This window comes from Rhodococcus erythropolis R138 (assembly GCF_000696675.2).
Classification (GTDB): Bacteria; Actinomycetota; Actinomycetes; order Mycobacteriales; family Mycobacteriaceae; genus Rhodococcus_F; species Rhodococcus_F erythropolis.
This window is the reverse complement of the sequence record NZ_CP007255.1, coordinates 2,626,397-2,641,072: the sequence shown is the minus strand read 5'-3', so window position 1 is coordinate 2,641,072 and position 14,676 is coordinate 2,626,397. Positions and strand designations below refer to the sequence as shown.

At 62.5% G+C, this 14,676-nt stretch carries 16 protein-coding genes; 9 read left to right on the top strand and 7 right to left on the bottom strand.

Annotated features, from left to right (window positions below; all coding sequences use genetic code 11):
* Positions 1 to 32: 32 nt before the first annotated feature.
* Positions 33 to 662, bottom strand: coding sequence for a TetR/AcrR family transcriptional regulator (locus tag H351_RS12475; protein ID WP_007736130.1), 630 nt, complete (start codon positions 660 to 662; stop codon positions 33 to 35).
* 71 nt (positions 663 to 733) lie between these two features.
* On the opposite strand from H351_RS12475, the gene H351_RS12470 reads away from it, so the two are divergent.
* The 3 genes from H351_RS12470 (at position 734) to H351_RS12460 (ending at position 4,140) form a co-directional block, all read left to right on the top strand.
* On the top strand, positions 734 to 2,308 hold the full coding sequence (locus tag H351_RS12470; RefSeq protein WP_029255800.1) for a flavin-containing monooxygenase: 1,575 nt from the start codon (positions 734 to 736) through the stop codon (positions 2,306 to 2,308).
* Complete coding sequence (locus tag H351_RS12465; RefSeq protein WP_019749333.1) at positions 2,305 to 3,135, top strand: SDR family NAD(P)-dependent oxidoreductase; 831 nt, start codon at positions 2,305 to 2,307, stop codon at positions 3,133 to 3,135. The genes H351_RS12470 and H351_RS12465 overlap by 4 nt, the downstream gene beginning before the upstream one ends.
* A gap of 63 nt (positions 3,136 to 3,198) precedes the next feature.
* Positions 3,199 to 4,140, top strand: a complete 942-nt coding sequence (locus H351_RS12460; protein WP_029255801.1) for an alpha/beta hydrolase fold domain-containing protein — start codon at positions 3,199 to 3,201, stop codon at positions 4,138 to 4,140.
* Here the strand turns inward: H351_RS12460 and H351_RS12455 are convergent.
* A complete protein-coding gene (locus H351_RS12455; protein ID WP_029255802.1) occupies positions 4,134 to 5,018 on the bottom strand; it encodes an ABC transporter substrate-binding protein in 885 nt (294 codons plus the stop codon). The two genes, H351_RS12460 and H351_RS12455, sit on opposite strands and share 7 nt — an antisense overlap.
* A gap of 203 nt (positions 5,019 to 5,221) precedes the next feature.
* Here H351_RS12455 and H351_RS12450 point away from each other — a divergent pair, with 203 nt between their 5' ends.
* From H351_RS12450 to H351_RS12435, 4 genes are read left to right on the top strand one after another with little or no spacing between them, the layout of a single operon-like run.
* Positions 5,222 to 6,160: an ABC transporter substrate-binding protein gene (locus H351_RS12450; RefSeq protein WP_019749336.1), complete on the top strand. Its 939-nt coding sequence runs from the start codon at positions 5,222 to 5,224 to the stop codon at positions 6,158 to 6,160.
* 4 nt (positions 6,161 to 6,164) lie between these two features.
* A complete protein-coding gene (locus H351_RS12445) occupies positions 6,165 to 7,310 on the top strand; it encodes an ABC transporter ATP-binding protein (protein ID WP_029255803.1) in 1,146 nt (381 codons plus the stop codon).
* A gap of 4 nt (positions 7,311 to 7,314) precedes the next feature.
* Positions 7,315 to 7,998 carry an ABC transporter permease gene (locus tag H351_RS12440; protein ID WP_019749338.1) on the top strand — a complete coding sequence of 228 codons (684 nt, stop codon included), beginning with the start codon at positions 7,315 to 7,317 and terminating at the stop codon, positions 7,996 to 7,998.
* Entirely contained in the window at positions 7,995 to 8,684 is a 690-nt protein-coding gene (locus tag H351_RS12435; protein ID WP_003945081.1) for an ABC transporter permease, read from the top strand. The genes H351_RS12440 and H351_RS12435 overlap by 4 nt, the downstream gene beginning before the upstream one ends.
* Positions 8,685 to 8,754: 70 nt before the next feature.
* Here the strand turns inward: H351_RS12435 and H351_RS12430 are convergent, their stop codons facing one another.
* From H351_RS12430 to H351_RS12415, 4 genes are all read right to left on the bottom strand, one after another.
* Positions 8,755 to 9,948, bottom strand: a complete 1,194-nt coding sequence (locus H351_RS12430) for an NAD(P)-dependent malic enzyme (RefSeq protein WP_003945072.1) — start codon at positions 9,946 to 9,948, stop codon at positions 8,755 to 8,757.
* A 405-nt stretch (positions 9,949 to 10,353) separates the two neighbouring features.
* A complete protein-coding gene (locus tag H351_RS12425; RefSeq protein ID WP_020908450.1) occupies positions 10,354 to 10,728 on the bottom strand; it encodes a hypothetical protein in 375 nt (124 codons plus the stop codon).
* A 3-nt stretch (positions 10,729 to 10,731) separates the two neighbouring features.
* The gene (locus H351_RS12420; RefSeq protein ID WP_164490628.1) at positions 10,732 to 11,346 is read right to left on the bottom strand and encodes a MarC family protein; all 615 of its coding nucleotides are present in this window, start codon (positions 11,344 to 11,346) and stop codon (positions 10,732 to 10,734) included.
* Positions 11,343 to 12,197, bottom strand: a complete 855-nt coding sequence (locus H351_RS12415; protein WP_019749340.1) for a PHP domain-containing protein — start codon at positions 12,195 to 12,197, stop codon at positions 11,343 to 11,345. The genes H351_RS12420 and H351_RS12415 overlap by 4 nt, the downstream gene beginning before the upstream one ends.
* 158 nt (positions 12,198 to 12,355) lie before the next feature.
* Between H351_RS12415 and H351_RS12410 the strand changes: the two genes are divergently transcribed.
* Together H351_RS12410 and H351_RS12405 are read left to right on the top strand one after the other, a co-directional pair.
* Complete coding sequence (locus H351_RS12410; protein ID WP_019749341.1) at positions 12,356 to 13,426, top strand: magnesium and cobalt transport protein CorA; 1,071 nt, start codon at positions 12,356 to 12,358, stop codon at positions 13,424 to 13,426.
* A gap of 133 nt (positions 13,427 to 13,559) precedes the next feature.
* Complete coding sequence (locus H351_RS12405) at positions 13,560 to 14,006, top strand: SRPBCC family protein (RefSeq protein WP_007736117.1); 447 nt, start codon at positions 13,560 to 13,562, stop codon at positions 14,004 to 14,006.
* A gap of 25 nt (positions 14,007 to 14,031) precedes the next feature.
* On the opposite strand, the gene H351_RS12400 is transcribed toward H351_RS12405, so the two are convergent.
* Entirely contained in the window at positions 14,032 to 14,616 is a 585-nt protein-coding gene (locus H351_RS12400) for a suppressor of fused domain protein (protein ID WP_019749342.1), read from the bottom strand.
* Between the last annotated feature and the right edge of the window lie 60 nt (positions 14,617 to 14,676).

The following is a 14,676-nucleotide window of genomic DNA, read 5'->3' as shown; positions in this document are numbered from 1 at the left end:
GGAGTGTGGGGCCCGGCCTTTCTGCGTTCGCGTCAATTCGATTGCAGCAGACCCAGATCCGGCCCGGCATCGAAGCCGACGGCGGCCAGCGCCAACGCGGGCAACGACTGAACCGTCAGGTCGATCAGTTCCTCGCGGGTGATGGCGGGCGCGCGGAGCCAACTGATGGTGGCTTCCTCGACAAACGCGATCCAACCTCGAACGGCCAACTCCACCTGAGGCGTTCGAGTCAGGCCGATCTTGGGGAGCTGATCGAGGGTTCTCTTGGCCATGATGTCGCGAGTCTGCTCGAACACCTCACGCATCTGCGGATCCCCGCTGGCGGTCCCCCGGAGCAGCGAGACGTAGGTATTGCGGTTCTCGGTCACGTAGTCGACGTACGACGCCAGCACCGATCGGAGGGTGAGCATCGGATCGTCCGACTCGCTCGGCTCCGTGCGCTGGAGCATCTGTTCACTGCTGTGTCGGACGATGGCGAGATGGAACTCGCTTTTCGACGCGAAGTAGTGGAACAGAAGCCCACGCGACACCCCCGCTTGATCGGCGATGTCCTCGACGGAAATCTGCTCGAGCGGCCGTTCGGCCAGCATGCGCGCCCCGAGGTCGATGAGTTGCGCTCGGCGTTGCGCAGGGTCGAGCCGCGTTCGCTTTACTGCGTCCATGCCCAATAGACTACTGAATATCCGTCAATAAGCTATTGACCGTGACTCAATAAAGGCATATCGTTCCCTACATGAGTCTTCCAGTTACAGATACCTCAGCACCTGCCGCGGATACTCGCCACGTCGGCACACTGATCATCGGCAGCGGTTTCGCCGGTCTCGGTGCGGCGATCAAACTGGCACAGGCCGGCGTCACCGACTATGTCGTTCTCGAGCGCGGCAACGACGTCGGTGGAACCTGGCGTGACAACAGCTACCCGGGCGCCGCGTGTGACGTGCCGTCGCATTTGTACTCGTACTCTTTTGCACTCAATCCGGAGTGGACGCGCTCCTTCTCCACCCAGCCCGAGATCTACAAGTACATCCAGTCGGTGGCCAACCGCCACAAGGTGCTCGACAAGCACATCTTCGACTGCGACGTTCTCTCAGCCCGATGGGACGAGTCGTCGGCTCAGTGGCACGTCAGCACCAACAAGGGTGAATTCGTCGCAAAGATCGTCGTCTCGGCCGTCGGTGCACTGTGTGAGCCTTCACTTCCGGACATCAAGGGCATCGACGGATTCAAGGGCGAGATTTTCCACTCCTCGCGCTGGAACCACGATGCCGATCTGACGGGCAAGCGCGTGGCCGTCATCGGAACCGGCGCCTCCGCCATCCAGATCGTGCCCGCTATCGGCAAGAAGGTCTCACACCTCGACGTGTACCAGCGCACGGCGCCGTGGATCCTGCCCCGCGCAGACCGCGAGTACACCAAGATCGAGCATCTCGCGTTCAAGTACCTCCCCGGCTTCCAGAAGTTGTGCCGCACCGGTATCTACTGGATGCGAGAGACGCAGGTCGTCGGCCTGGCCAAGGCGCCGGTCTTCATGAAGCCGCTGCAGTTCGCCGCCGAGCGTCACCTGAAGGCTCAGATCAAGGACAAGGATCTTCGTAAGAAGGTCATGCCCAACTTCCAGATCGGCTGCAAGCGCATGCTGATCTCGAACAACTACTTCCCCACCCTCGCCCAGGACAATGTCGACCTGGTGACCGAAGGCATCGAGGAGGTGACCGCCAACGGGATCGTCTCGAAGACCGGCACCACGCGTGAGATCGATGCCATCGTCGTTGCGACCGGATTCCACGTCACCGACTCCCCCACCTTCGCGGGAATCTTCGGCAAGGACGGACGCTCGCTCGCCGAGGTCTTCGAAGAGACCGGTATGCAGGGATACAAGGGCGCGGCAGTTGCCAACTTCCCCAACATGTTCTTCCTGGTCGGCCCCAACACCGGCCTCGGACATTCGTCGATGGTCTTCATGATCGAGTCGCAGATCAACTACCTGGTCGACGCGATCGCCACCATCGACAAGTACGACATCGGCACCATCGAGGTGCGCAAGGACAAGCAGGACAAGTACAACAAGGACCTGCAGGCAGCTATGTCCAAGAGCGTGTGGAACAACGGTGGTTGCGCCAGCTGGTACATGGACAAGCACGGAAACAACACCACCCTGTGGCCTGGCTTCACCTTCCAGTTCCGCAATGCCACCAAGCATTTCGACCTCGCGGCATACCGCAGCGTCGCCACCTCGGATCTCGGCGCCGTCGGCACCGCGACCACTTCACAGATCGACCTCGACGACGAGAAGGCAGTAGCACAATGAGTGATTTTGCAGGCAAGGTCGTAGTCATCACCGGAGCGGGATCGGGCATCGGTCGCGCACTCGCACTGAACCTGGCCGGCCAGGGCGCCAAGTTGGCGATCTCCGACGTGGACACCGTCGGGCTCGCCGAGACAGCCCGTCTGGTGGAGGCCATCGGCGCCGAGGTGAAGTCGGACCATCTCGACGTCACCCAGCGTGAAGCGGTTCTCGAGTACGCCGACGCGGTTGTCGCCCATTTCGGCAAGGTCAACCAGATCTACAACAACGCCGGAATCGCGTACCACGGCACCTTCGAGAAGTCCGAGTTCAAGGACTTCGAACGGGTCATGGACGTCGACTTCTGGGGAGTTGTCAACGGCACCAAGGCATTCCTTCCCCACGTCATCGCCTCCGGTGACGGGCACATCGTGAACGTGTCGAGCCTCTTCGGTCTGCTGTCGATGCCGGGTCAGAGCGCCTACAACTCGGCCAAGTTCGCCGTTCGCGGTTTCACCGAGTCGCTTCGCCAGGAAATGCTGATCGCCAAGCACCCGGTGAAGGTGACCTGTGTGCACCCGGGCGGAATCAAGACGGCCATCGCACGCAACGCCACCGCAGGCCCGGGTGAAGATCTTGCGGTCTTCTCCGAGTTCTTCGACCGCAAGCTCGCGCGCACCACACCGGAGGACGCCGCCAAGACGATCGTCAACGGTGTTCGCAAGAGCAAGCCGCGAGTTCTCATCGGGATGGACGCAATCGCACTCGACGCCTGGGTTCGCCTCGTAGGATCGGGCTACCAGCGCATCGTCGCGATCGTCGCCGGCCGAATGATGCCCAAGTCCAGCTGAGTTCGTTTCACAGCGTCGTTCGTTTCACAGCGCAGTTCGCATAAAGAGTCAGGAGCCCTGCCGGTGAGCACGTTCACCCTTCCGCTGCCCGTGGTCGCATTCTTGTTGAAGCCGTACTTCCGTCTGGCTTTCAACTCGCGGCTGCCGTATCGGATTCAACGTCTGTTGCTCGAGGCCGGGGCACCGCTACAGCAGGTTCCAGCGGGCGCCGTCGTGCGCCCGCTGGAGCTGGCTTGCCGACCGGCTGAGAAGATCACCGTCGGCGCAACCGAGCGCCCCACCGCAGTTCTCTATCTGCATGGCGGGGCGTACACGCTGGGTTCGCTGTCCACACACCGTTCTCTCGCAGCTCATCTCGCCCGTGAGTCGTCCAGTGCGGTCTTCACCTTGGACTACCGTCTCGCGCCGGAGAATCCGTATCCCGCCGCTCTCGACGACGCGGTCTCAGCCTTCATGCAGTTGGTCACCGAGTTCGACTATTCGGAAGACCGCGTTGCCATTGCCGGCGATTCGGCCGGTGGCGGTCTGGCCGCGGCGACCGCTCTGCGTCTGATCGAGCGTCACGGCGTGACCCCCGGCGCGCTCGCACTGATCTCGCCGTGGGTCGATCCCGGCGATCGGGGTGCCACCAAAAAGGCCGACCTGGTGGTCAACACAGCGTGGTCCTTCGATGCCGCCGACGCTTACCTTGCCGGCGGCGACCGTACTGATCCTGGCTACGCGCCGATGCACGGCAAGCTCGACGGGTTGCCGCCCACCAGGATTCACGTCGGTTCCGAGGAGGTCCTCTACCCGCAGATCATGACGTTCACCGACAAGCTCTCCGCTGCCGGCGTCGACGTGTCACTGGTGGAGTACGCACGACTGTGGCATGTGGCTCACGCACAGGCGTCACTGGTGAAGGAAGCAGCAGACGCCGTTGCCGACCTCGGCCAGTTCATCGCATCGAAACTGATTCGCGCCAAGGATGATTCGAGTTCAGCAGTGGGATCGAACAGTCACTGACGGGTGTCCCACCAGGTCCGTGCCACTTCCGAGGCTGACGCCTTGCCGGTCCGCACCTTCTCGATCATTGCGGCGAGATCGGTGGTGGACAGTTCACCCGCAACGACGCTGAGCGCCTTGACAGCCGAATCTCCCAGTGCGCCCGCTCGAAAGAGCGGAACGACATTCTGCGCAGCCAGAACGTGATTCGAATCAGCGAGCACTGTGACGGCATCGGATTGTGCCAGCGCTGACAGCGTCGTGGTTCCGAATACCTGTGCACCGGGTACGTCTGCCGGCGTTGCCTGATCGACACCGGCGAAGACACACTCGGCGCCCTCGGCCAACTGTTCCACTGCCCCGTCCTCGACGAATCTCGCGGAGACGAGCGGCGTCGCCGCGGCACACGAAGGAGCAAAGGCTTCTATCGTCTTCGCTCCCAACGACTGTGCGTATCCGGTGTCGAGTGCGAGGACCGCACGATCTTCGGCCATCGCATAGTCGGAGACCGAAAGACCCTCCGGCAGAGAGCGACTCAAGGCTTCGAAGACGTCGTCGGCCTTGCGGGCCGGGGATGACGGGTCGTAGTGATCGAGCAGCGCACCGGTGAACTCGGGCACCAAGGTGACTCGCGCTGCGTCCAGAGCCTCGAGTGATTGGGTTCTGCCTCCACCCACCGATTCGACGCGAGCCGACAGACCGGAAGATGAGAGCACCGTCGAATACACCTCGGCCAACACCGAACTCTCCACTGATGTGTCAGCAGCCACCACGATCTGGTCACGAGACTCCGCTCCGGCGCTTTCTACCACCGAATCACCGTTTGCGCATCCGCTGAGAATTGGCAGGACCATCAGTGCTGCAACAACAGTCGAATACTTCGTGCGTGTGCTCTTCACCGAAATCCTCACATCCAATCCCATGGATCGAAAACCGTGCCATGTCGGTACCTATCGTTACACTTGTCGGGCGATGCGCGGTAACCAGTCCTGACGCAGCCACTCGGTGGCGGCGCCGTCGAAGCCACTCGGGTGGCTTCGCCACAAGGGGATGGTTTCCGACGCCCGAAACACGGGACGCCCGAAAAACCGGAAGGACGCTCATGCGCACCTCACGATTTCGTTCCAACCGTTGGCTCGTAGCCGCGGCAACCGTTGTCTCTCTCACTGCACTGACAGCGTGCGGTAGCAGTGACGGTGACTCCAACAGCGATCCCAACGCGGTTGTCGTCGGCTCCGCCAACTTCACCGAATCCGAGACGATCGCCAACATCTACGCCGAAGCACTGCGTGTCAACGGGTTCGATGTGTCCACGTCGTTCAACGTCGGCAGCCGTGAGGCGTACATTCCGGCACTCAAGGACGGGTCGATCAGCGTCATTCCGGATTACACGGGAAATCTCCTGCAGTACTTGGATCCCGACAGCACGGCCACCAGCTCCGCTGATGTCCTCGCCGCTCTTCCCGCAGCTCTCGGGTCGGAATTGGCAATTGCGACGCCTGCATCCGCCGAGGACAAGGACGCCGTCGTCGTCACCAAGGAAACCGCTGACAAGTGGAACCTGAAGACGATCGCCGATCTGGCTCCGCATTCCGCCGAGGTCAAGTTCGGCGCTCCGGCCGAGTTCCAGGAACGTCCAGCCGGATTGCCCGGTTTGAAGTCCAATTACGGTCTCGACATCTCGGCAGCCAACTTCGTCCCGATCGCCGACGGCGGTGGACCGGCAACAGTGAAGGCTCTCTCGTCCGGCGACATCACGGCGGCAAACATCTTCACGACGTCTGCCTCCATCCCGGCAAACAACTTCGTGGTTCTCGAAGACCCGAAGAACAATTTCCCGGCTCAGAACGTGGTGCCGGTGCTGCGCGCGTCGAAGTCTTCCGACAAGTTGAAGACAGTCCTCGATGCGGTGTCCGCCAAGCTCACCACCGAAGAGTTGTTGGCACTCAACGTCCAGGTGTCCGGCGACACCAAGACGGAGCCGGCAGCGGCGGCCAAGGCGTGGGTGACGGCGCAGGGCCTCGACAAGCCGGTCTCGTAGTCACGTGATCACATTCGAGGGCGTCACCAAGCAGTATCCGGACGGCACCACCGCCGTCGACCGTCTCGATCTCACCATCGAGGCCGAGTCGTTCACGGTGTTCGTGGGGCCGTCCGGGTGCGGCAAGACGACGTCGATGCGCATGATCAACCGGATGATCACACCGACGTCGGGCAAGATCTTCGTCGACGGTCGTGACATCGAACAGACCGACGCGGTGAAGCTGCGTCTCGGCATCGGGTACGTCATCCAGAACGCCGGCTTGCTTCCGCATCGCACCGTGATCGACAACGTCGCAACAGTTCCGGTACTGCGCGGTGAGTCCCGCCGCGCAGCGCGCAAAGCCGCGTTGGGGGTACTCGAACGAGTCGGTCTGGACATCTCCCTTGCCACCCGCTATCCCGGGCAACTCTCGGGTGGGCAGCAACAACGTGTGGGAGTTGCGCGTGCATTGGCTGCCGATCCGCCGATCCTGTTGATGGACGAGCCGTTCAGCGCCGTCGACCCGGTGGTGCGTGAGGATCTGCAGACCGAAATGCTCCGTCTTCAAAGCGAACTGAAGAAGACGATCGTCTTTGTCACCCACGACATCGACGAGGCAGTCAAACTCGGTGATCACATTGCCGTCTTCGGTCCCGGCGGGCGGCTTCAGCAGGTTGCGGCGCCTCGCGACGTGTTGGCCGCACCGGCAACGGATTTTGTCGCCGGATTTGTCGGACGCGATCGCGGATATCGGGGATTGTCGTTCCGCGCTGCCGACGAGGTTCCGTTGCACCCCGTACGCACGGCCGTCGAGAACGAATTGAAGGCTCTGCGTCTCGAATTGGGCGAGTGGGTTCTCGTGGTCACGGACAGCGGAAGTCCACAGGGATGGATCGACGTGACCGGCGTCGAAGGCCTGCGCTCGGGACGCACTCTCGCGCAGTCGACGTCGGCCGGTGGTTCGTTGTTCTCCCCCGGCGGTGATCTACGCCAAGCACTCGATGCGGCAATCTCGTCCCCTTCCGGTATCGGCGTTGCCGTCGACGGCGAGGGCGCGGTCATCGGCGGGATCCTTGGCTCCGAAGTCGTGGCGAAATTGGCAGATCAGCGTCGACGCGAGGACGAGGAACGCAACCGAGTCGCCTTCACCGAGGGATTCGGGGCGTAGCGGCATGCGCTGGCTCATCGACAATTTCTCGACGGTCGTGGACTACTCGAAGACCCATCTGTATCTGGCGCTGCTGCCCTTGCTGATCGGTCTCCTGATTGCCGTTCCGGTCGGAACAGCGATCCGCAACGTCAGATGGCTGCGCCGAATCACGTTGACCCTGGCGAGCATTGCGTTCACGATTCCGTCGCTCGCGCTGTTCGTCACCATCCCCCAGTTGTTCGGACTCAAGACCCTTGATCCGCTCAACGTCGTGATCGCACTGAGCGTCTATGCGACAGCACTGCTCATCCGGGCCGTGCCCGAAGCACTCGATTCGGTGCCGGACAACGTCATCGACGCTTCCACCGCCGTCGGGTTCACACCGCTACGACGCGCCCTGACGGTCGAGTTGCCGTTGGCACTGCCGGTGATGATCGCGAACATCAGAGTTATTGCCGTTACCAATATTTCGCTGGTTTCGGTCGGATCGCTGATCGGAATCGGCGGGCTGGGAGTTCTGTTCAAACAGGGCTACGACCGCGACTACCCGGATCAGATCGTTGCCGGCATCATCGCGATTGTCGTGCTGGCCCTGGCGCTCGATCTGATCCTGTATCTGATCGGCCGATTCCTGACCCCGTGGACCAGAACATCGACCTCGTCGAAGGTCCCCGCCGTCGTGGCTGCCGAGGGGGAACCCGTATGAGCATCTTCACCGGAGCCTGGGACTTCATCGTCGATCCCGGAAATTGGAGCGGCGACACCGGAATCGGCACCCGCATCCTCCAGCACCTCTGGTACAGCGTTCTGGCCGTGGCGCTTTCGGCTGTTATCGCGGTGCCCATCGGATTACTCATCGGCCATCTGCGTCGCGGTGAGATCGTGGTCGTCAGTCTGGTCAACGCACTGCGGTCACTGCCCACTCTCGGCCTGCTCACCTTCCTTGTTCTTCTCATGGGCCTGGGAGTGATGCCGCCGATTCTCGCCCTCGTCATCCTTGGTATTCCCCCACTACTCGCCGGCACGTACGCCGGAATTGCCAGCGTCGACCGCGGCGTCGTCGAGGCCGCGCGGGCGATGGGTATGACCGAACTCCAAGTGCTCTTCCGCGTCGAGATACCCAATGCGCTGCCATTGATTCTCGGCGGACTGCGTAACGCGACACTGCAGGTGATTGCCACGGCAACGGTCGCCGCCTACGTCAACCTCGGCGGCCTCGGCCGGTACATCTTCGACGGTCTCGCGCTCTACAAGTACGACCGAGTGGTCGTCGGCGCAATTCTGGTCGCGGTTGTGGCTCTGGTCGTGGACGGCTTACTGGCGCTGGTGGTCTGGGCATCGGTTCCCGGGACCGGCAGGCTGCGCCGAACACCCGACCTCACTCGTCTGTAGATCGGTACATACGAAAAGCCCCGATCGGAACCTTGTGTGCGGGTCCCGATCGGGGCTTTCGTAGTCCCTCTTAGCTGGTCACGCCCTCAGCATGCGCTGCGGCCGCGACGGCTTCCGCTACTGCGGGTGCCACGCGAGGGTCGAGTGGGCTGGGGACGATTTTGTCCGCCGCCAACTCGTCGCCGACCACCGACAGGATTGCCTCGGCGGCAGCGAGCTTCATACCTTCGGTGATGCGACGGGCGCCGGCGTCGAGCGCGCCCTTGAACACACCGGGGAAGGCGAGAACATTGTTGATCTGGTTCGGGAAATCACTGCGACCCGTAGCCACGATCGCCGCGTACTTCGACGCGGTTTCGGGGTGAATCTCCGGGTCCGGGTTGGAGAGCGCGAACACGATCGACTCGGGAGCCATCGAAGCGATGAGCTCCTCGGGGATCTTGCCCGCCGAGACACCGAGGAACACGTCGGCACCTTCGAGAGCCTCGATGGCACCACCGTGCAGGTCGCGGGGATTGGTGCGGGCCGCGAGTTCTGCCTTCACGTCGTTGAGGTCGCTGCGCTCGCCCGAGATGATGCCCTTCGAGTCCAGCACGATGACGTCGCTGATTCCGGCGGCGAGCAGGATGTTCGCGCAGGCAACACCCGCAGCGCCGGCGCCGGAGATGACGACCTTGAGTGTGGTGATGTCGCGGCTCTGAACCTTCACGGCGCCCTTGAGGGCAGCGAGGACCACGATGGCGGTTCCGTGCTGATCGTCGTGCATGACGGGGCAGTCGAGGGCTTCGATGACGCGCTTCTCGATCTCGAAGCAACGCGGCGCCGAAATGTCCTCGAGGTTGACCGCGCCGAAGCTCGGGCGCAGTCGGATGAGCGTCTCGACGATCTCGTCGGGATCCTTGGTGTCGAGAACCAGCGGAATGGAGTTCAGTCCGGCGAAGTTCTTGAACAGCGCCGACTTGCCCTCCATGACGGGCAGCGACGCGCGGGGGCCGATGTCGCCGAGTCCGAGAACCGCGGTGCCGTCGCTGACCACGACGACGAGTCGGTTGGTCCACGTGTATCGATCGGCGAGGGTTTCGTCTGCAGCGATGGCGCGGCTCACCTGAGCAACACCCGGCGTGTAGGCGATCGAGAGGGCCCGCTGCGTATCGAGCGGCGCGGTGGTCTCGACCGAGAGCTTGCCACCGACGTGAGCGGCAAAGATTTCTTCGTCGGTCAACTCGACCTTGGGTACGTTGATGGCTTCAGTCACGAGGGACACGATGACACTCCTGATTAGTCCAGCCTCAAGCGGGGCTGGGTTACTGGGAAGTAATCCTTCGGACCGCTGCGAAACTACGTTCACAACGGTCAGAGATCATTTCTTCCGCGAACGACTACTGAGAAGAAGAGCATTCGGCGTGCGCGAGAAAGTGGGCCGCAATACATCCGAAGCGTCATGGTGTGGGGCGGGTGAGCCCTGGCGTATCCATGCAATCTAGGTTTCGGGAGAAATTCTGACGAAACCTGCACTTCGGGGCCGGGCTGTGGCGCCGCCTCGAAGTAACTCCAGTTTGCCACCAGAGTCGGATCACAATCAAATCCTCCAAGCGGTCGGATTCCTCACCACACTCGAACCCGAGCCGTCATCCCCACCGTGTCATCCCACCCAGTCATCCCCACCGTGTCATCCCCACCACTGCGTCACCAACAACAGCCCCGCCACCACGAGCACGACCACCGATCCGGCAACCGCCGCGATACCCCGCCTGCGGTCGCACCAGATCTGCGCGGCCAAAGCAACCACCGAGGCCGCAATGTGCGCGGTGATCGACGTTGTTCCCGGACCCGGGAATCCGCGGTTGCCGCCCAGATATGCCGAACCGATGATCACGAGTGTCAAGACCACGATTCCGGCCGCCACGGTGCCGCTCAGGGCGCGTAGAGCGCGAACCAGCAGCCATTGTCGTTTGTCGGCGGGATAGTCGTAATCGTCTTCGTACTGATAATCCTGATAATCCTGGTACCGGTAGTCGTCCTCGTACCTGTCGTCGTATGTCATCTCTTACGCTCCCGCGACGAATCCGCGGACTGATTCCGCAATGAGTTGAACTGCGATGGCGGCGAGCAAAAGACCGGCGATGCGTGCCAGCAGGCTGATGCCACCCTCACCCAGTATCCGGATCAGTGCCGTCGAGAAGCGCAGGACCACGAACAGCACGAGGTGGATGGACAGAATCGCCAACGCGATCGCCAGATACGACGCCGCTTCACCATCGGCCTGGGCGACAAAGACGATGACAGCCGCAATTGCACCGGGACCGGCCATCATCGGCGTTCCCAGCGGAACGAGTGCGACGTTGACGTCGTCGGCTCCCTGCGGACGGTTGGAGGCCTTTCCGGTCAGCAGTTCGAGTGCGATGAGAAGCAGCAGCAATCCGCCTGCGCCCTGCAACGCCGGAATGCCGATGTGGAGGTAATTGAGTATCGCCTGACCGCCGATGGCAAAGACCGAGATGACCGCAAGGGAGACGGCGGGGGCCTGCCATGCCGCTCGGTTGCGATCTTCACGGCTCTTGCGGCCGACCAGTGACAAGAACACCGGGATGACTCCGGGCGGGTCCATGATCACGAACAGCGTGATGAACACGGTGAGGTAGAGCGTGGTGTCGAGCATCAGCGCCCAAGTACCTCCACGCCGGTGGCAGCCGAGACGAGTTTGTCGAACTCGGCCTCGTCCGTGAGCTCGTCGCCGAGTCCGATCGTCTTGTTCTCGCCGTGGTAGTCCGAGGATCCGGTGACTGCCAAGCCCAGGTCGACGGCCAGGCTGCGCAGGACGTCACGATCGTCGCTGCGATGGTCCGGGTGATCGACTTCGAGACCCCCGAGACCCAGATCGGCCAGATCACGGATGTGGTCGAGCGCAAGCAATCCGCCGCGCGAACGGGCCCGTCCATGCGCAAGGACAGTTACTCCCCCGGCCGCTGCCACCAGTTCGACGGCGTACTCGAGCGGAGTGTCGTACTTGGGAACGTCGTATCGCCCTCGACTGGACAACAGGTCGGAGAAAGCCTCACTGATGCTCGACACCACTCCCGCTCGCATCAGGGCCGCTGCGACGTGCGGGCGTCCGACGGACGGACCGGCGTCAGCCAGGATCTGATCGGGATCGACGGGCAGACCGTCGCGCGCCATCATGGTCGTCATCACCCGGATACGTTCGACGCGTTCGGCGCGCAGTCGCTCACGTTCTTTGGCGAATTCGGGATGCGTCGGATCGAACAGGTACGCCAGAAGATGAACAGCGACCGGCCAACCACGCTCACCTCGACCTTCGCACGACATCTCCATCCCACGAACCAGGCTGACGCCGGCAGGCAAGGCGTGCGCCGCCTCGGCCCAGCCCGAAGTCGTGTCGTGATCGGTGATGGCGACGACGTCGAGTCCGGCGTCGGCTGCGGCGCGCATGAGGGCAGCCGGGGTATCGGTGCCGTCCGATGCGTTGGAGTGGGTGTGAAGGTCTATTCGCACTGTTCCAGTGTGTCAGCAATCGGCAACTTCATCGCGCTCCGGTGGGCGAGCCGGAAGCTGACGTACGATTACGCCGCAGCGGCAGCGCAATTCGATCACGTGTCGCCGCAGTGCCGTTCCCCTGCACTACAGACCGAGAAGGAGCGAGCGTGCCAACCATGCCGTCACTGCCGAATTGGTCGAACGGCAAATCGACGCAAGCCGATGCGCCCAAGATCCCCGTTCCGGCAGCCCGCGCGATCGTCGACTGCGCGGTCTACGTGGACGGCGTGCGGTTGCCGGGCAAGTACACGCACCGCGCCGCGTTGGCCGAGGTCCGTAGTCGAGACAACGCGTTCGTCTGGGTGGGCATGCATGCACCCGACGAAGGCCAGATGCAAGATGTCGCAGCAACTTTCGGACTCCACGAGTTGATGGTCGAGGATGCCGTCCATGCACACGAGCGCCCGAAACTCGAACGCTACGACGACGTCATGTTCCTGGTGCTGCGCACGGTCGTCTACGTACCGCACGAGTCCGTGGCGACGGCGAGCGAGATCGTCGAAACCGGCGAGATCATGGTGTTCGTCGGCCCCGACTTCGTGGTGACCGTCCGGCACGGGGATCACTCCGAACTGGCAAGCGTGCGCAAGTCACTCGAGCAGAATCCCGAGCGTCTCGCCATGGGCCCGTTCGCGGTGTTGCACGCGATCACCGACCACGTCGTAGACAGCTATCTCTCCGTCATCCAACTCGTCGAGCAGGACGTCGACAGCATGGAAGAGTTGGTGTTCAACCCGCGGAACACCGTTGCCGTCGAGCATATCTACCTGCTCAAACGTGAAATCGTCGAACTACGACGCTCGGTCACTCCACTCGGATTGCCACTGCTCCAGCTGACCCAGCCCGCGGGCGGCCTCGTCCCGAAGGAGATCCGGCGATACTTCCGTGACGTAAGGGATCACCACACGATCGTGGCCGAACGTATCTCGGAATACGACGAGGTGTTGAGTTCTCTGGTCGATGCCGCACTCGCGAAGATCGCGGTGCAACAGAACACCGACATGCGCAAGATCTCGGCTTGGGTCGCAATCGCCGCCGTGCCGACGGGCGTTGCCGGTATCTACGGAATGAACTTCGAGAACATGCCGGAACTCGGTTACAAGTACGGCTATCAGTCCATCCTGTTCCTCATCGCGTCGGTGTGTGTCGGCTTGTTCTTTCTCTTCCGTCGCAACAACTGGCTGTGAACCTCGCACGCTGACTCCCTGTACTTGCCACCGTCGCAGGCGGACAATGGATATGGGTACGCATTTTCATTCCGTTCCCGAAATTCATTTTGCGACAAGCAAATTCAGATCCAGGAGAGATGGAGGAACAACCATGCCTACAGTCGAGCAGTCTGTAGAGATCGCGTTGCCACCCAAGGACGTCTGGGAGTACATCGCCGTCGCCGAGAACTGGCCCAACTGGGAGAATTCGATGGTCGAGTGCAAACAGATCACCGACGGCCCGATGGGCGTGGGAAGCCGTTGGCACGGTGTCTCGAGAATCCTGGGCAAGCGCCTCGAGTGGACATCCGAATTCACCGAGTACGACCCACCGAGATCGTCGAAATCGACGTCCGTCGAAAGTCCGGTCAGCTTCTCGCAGACCACGACCTGCGAAGAAGTCGGTGACGGCACTCGGGTCACCTACCGACTCGACAGCGAAAGCGGACTCGGCGGCGTATTCGGCAAGATGGCCGACCCGATCGTGACGAAAGCATTTTCACGGACCGTTCGGGTAAGTCTCGAGAACTTGGCGGACATCCTCGTGCACGCCGAATGATCTGACGGACAAAGCGCCGGCGCAGCTAGAGCGAGGCAGCGGAACGGTGCGGATCGCGAATGTCGATCCCCGCCTCGGTCCACGCTTCCCGCAGTGCCTCCGCGCCGCGCAGACGCACCCAGGCGGCTTCGGTACCGGTCAGGGGGACCACACCAAGGAAGCGCACCGGATCGAACGGTTCCGGCAGCGTCAGGTCGGCGATCCCGCTGTCACCGAGAAGCACCGCCGTGAACGCGGTGTCCTTCCACAGCGGCTCGCCGAGGTCCAACAGTGCGTCCTCGAGCAGCACGACCCCTTCGACGGACGGCGCCGCAGCCAGCACCGCGAGCGTCCTGGCCACACCCGACGCGACACCCGTGCCACCGCGCAGGGTGAGCACCAACTCGGCGCGAGGACCGCGTGTGGGGTCTGCGACCAGTTCGTTGGGGTCGCCCATCGGATGACGCGAGCACCCCAGTGTGACGTAGCGGACCAGGCCGTCGGGTGATTCGAAACGCAGCACGTCCAGCGGTTCGACACCGAGGAACGTCACTGAGGCCGCGGTGGGATCCGGCCCCTCGATGCTGCTGACGAGATGGGCCCGGACGGAAGATACGACGCTGTCTGACACTCGTCCATCTAAACACCGTGCCCGCGAGGTTCGCAGCGCAGATACCTCGCGGTGGCGGTA

What these genes read in the sequence shown, in the direction of transcription:
- H351_RS12410 (WP_019749341.1), top strand. Translation starts at nt 12,356, where the DNA reads ATGCCGTCACTGCCGAATTGGTCGAACGGCAAATCGACGCAAGCCGAT.
- H351_RS12405 (WP_007736117.1), top strand. Translation starts at nt 13,560, where the DNA reads ATGCCTACAGTCGAGCAGTCTGTAGAGATCGCGTTGCCACCCAAGGAC.
- H351_RS12465 (WP_019749333.1), top strand. Translation starts at nt 2,305, where the DNA reads ATGAGTGATTTTGCAGGCAAGGTCGTAGTCATCACCGGAGCGGGATCG.
- H351_RS12440 (WP_019749338.1), top strand. Translation starts at nt 7,315, where the DNA reads ATGCGCTGGCTCATCGACAATTTCTCGACGGTCGTGGACTACTCGAAG.
- H351_RS12425 (WP_020908450.1), bottom strand. Translation starts at nt 10,728, where the DNA reads ATGACATACGACGACAGGTACGAGGACGACTACCGGTACCAGGATTAT.
- H351_RS12475 (WP_007736130.1), bottom strand. Translation starts at nt 662, where the DNA reads ATGGACGCAGTAAAGCGAACGCGGCTCGACCCTGCGCAACGCCGAGCG.
- H351_RS12450 (WP_019749336.1), top strand. Translation starts at nt 5,222, where the DNA reads ATGCGCACCTCACGATTTCGTTCCAACCGTTGGCTCGTAGCCGCGGCA.
- H351_RS12435 (WP_003945081.1), top strand. Translation starts at nt 7,995, where the DNA reads ATGAGCATCTTCACCGGAGCCTGGGACTTCATCGTCGATCCCGGAAAT.
- H351_RS12470 (WP_029255800.1), top strand. Translation starts at nt 734, where the DNA reads ATGAGTCTTCCAGTTACAGATACCTCAGCACCTGCCGCGGATACTCGC.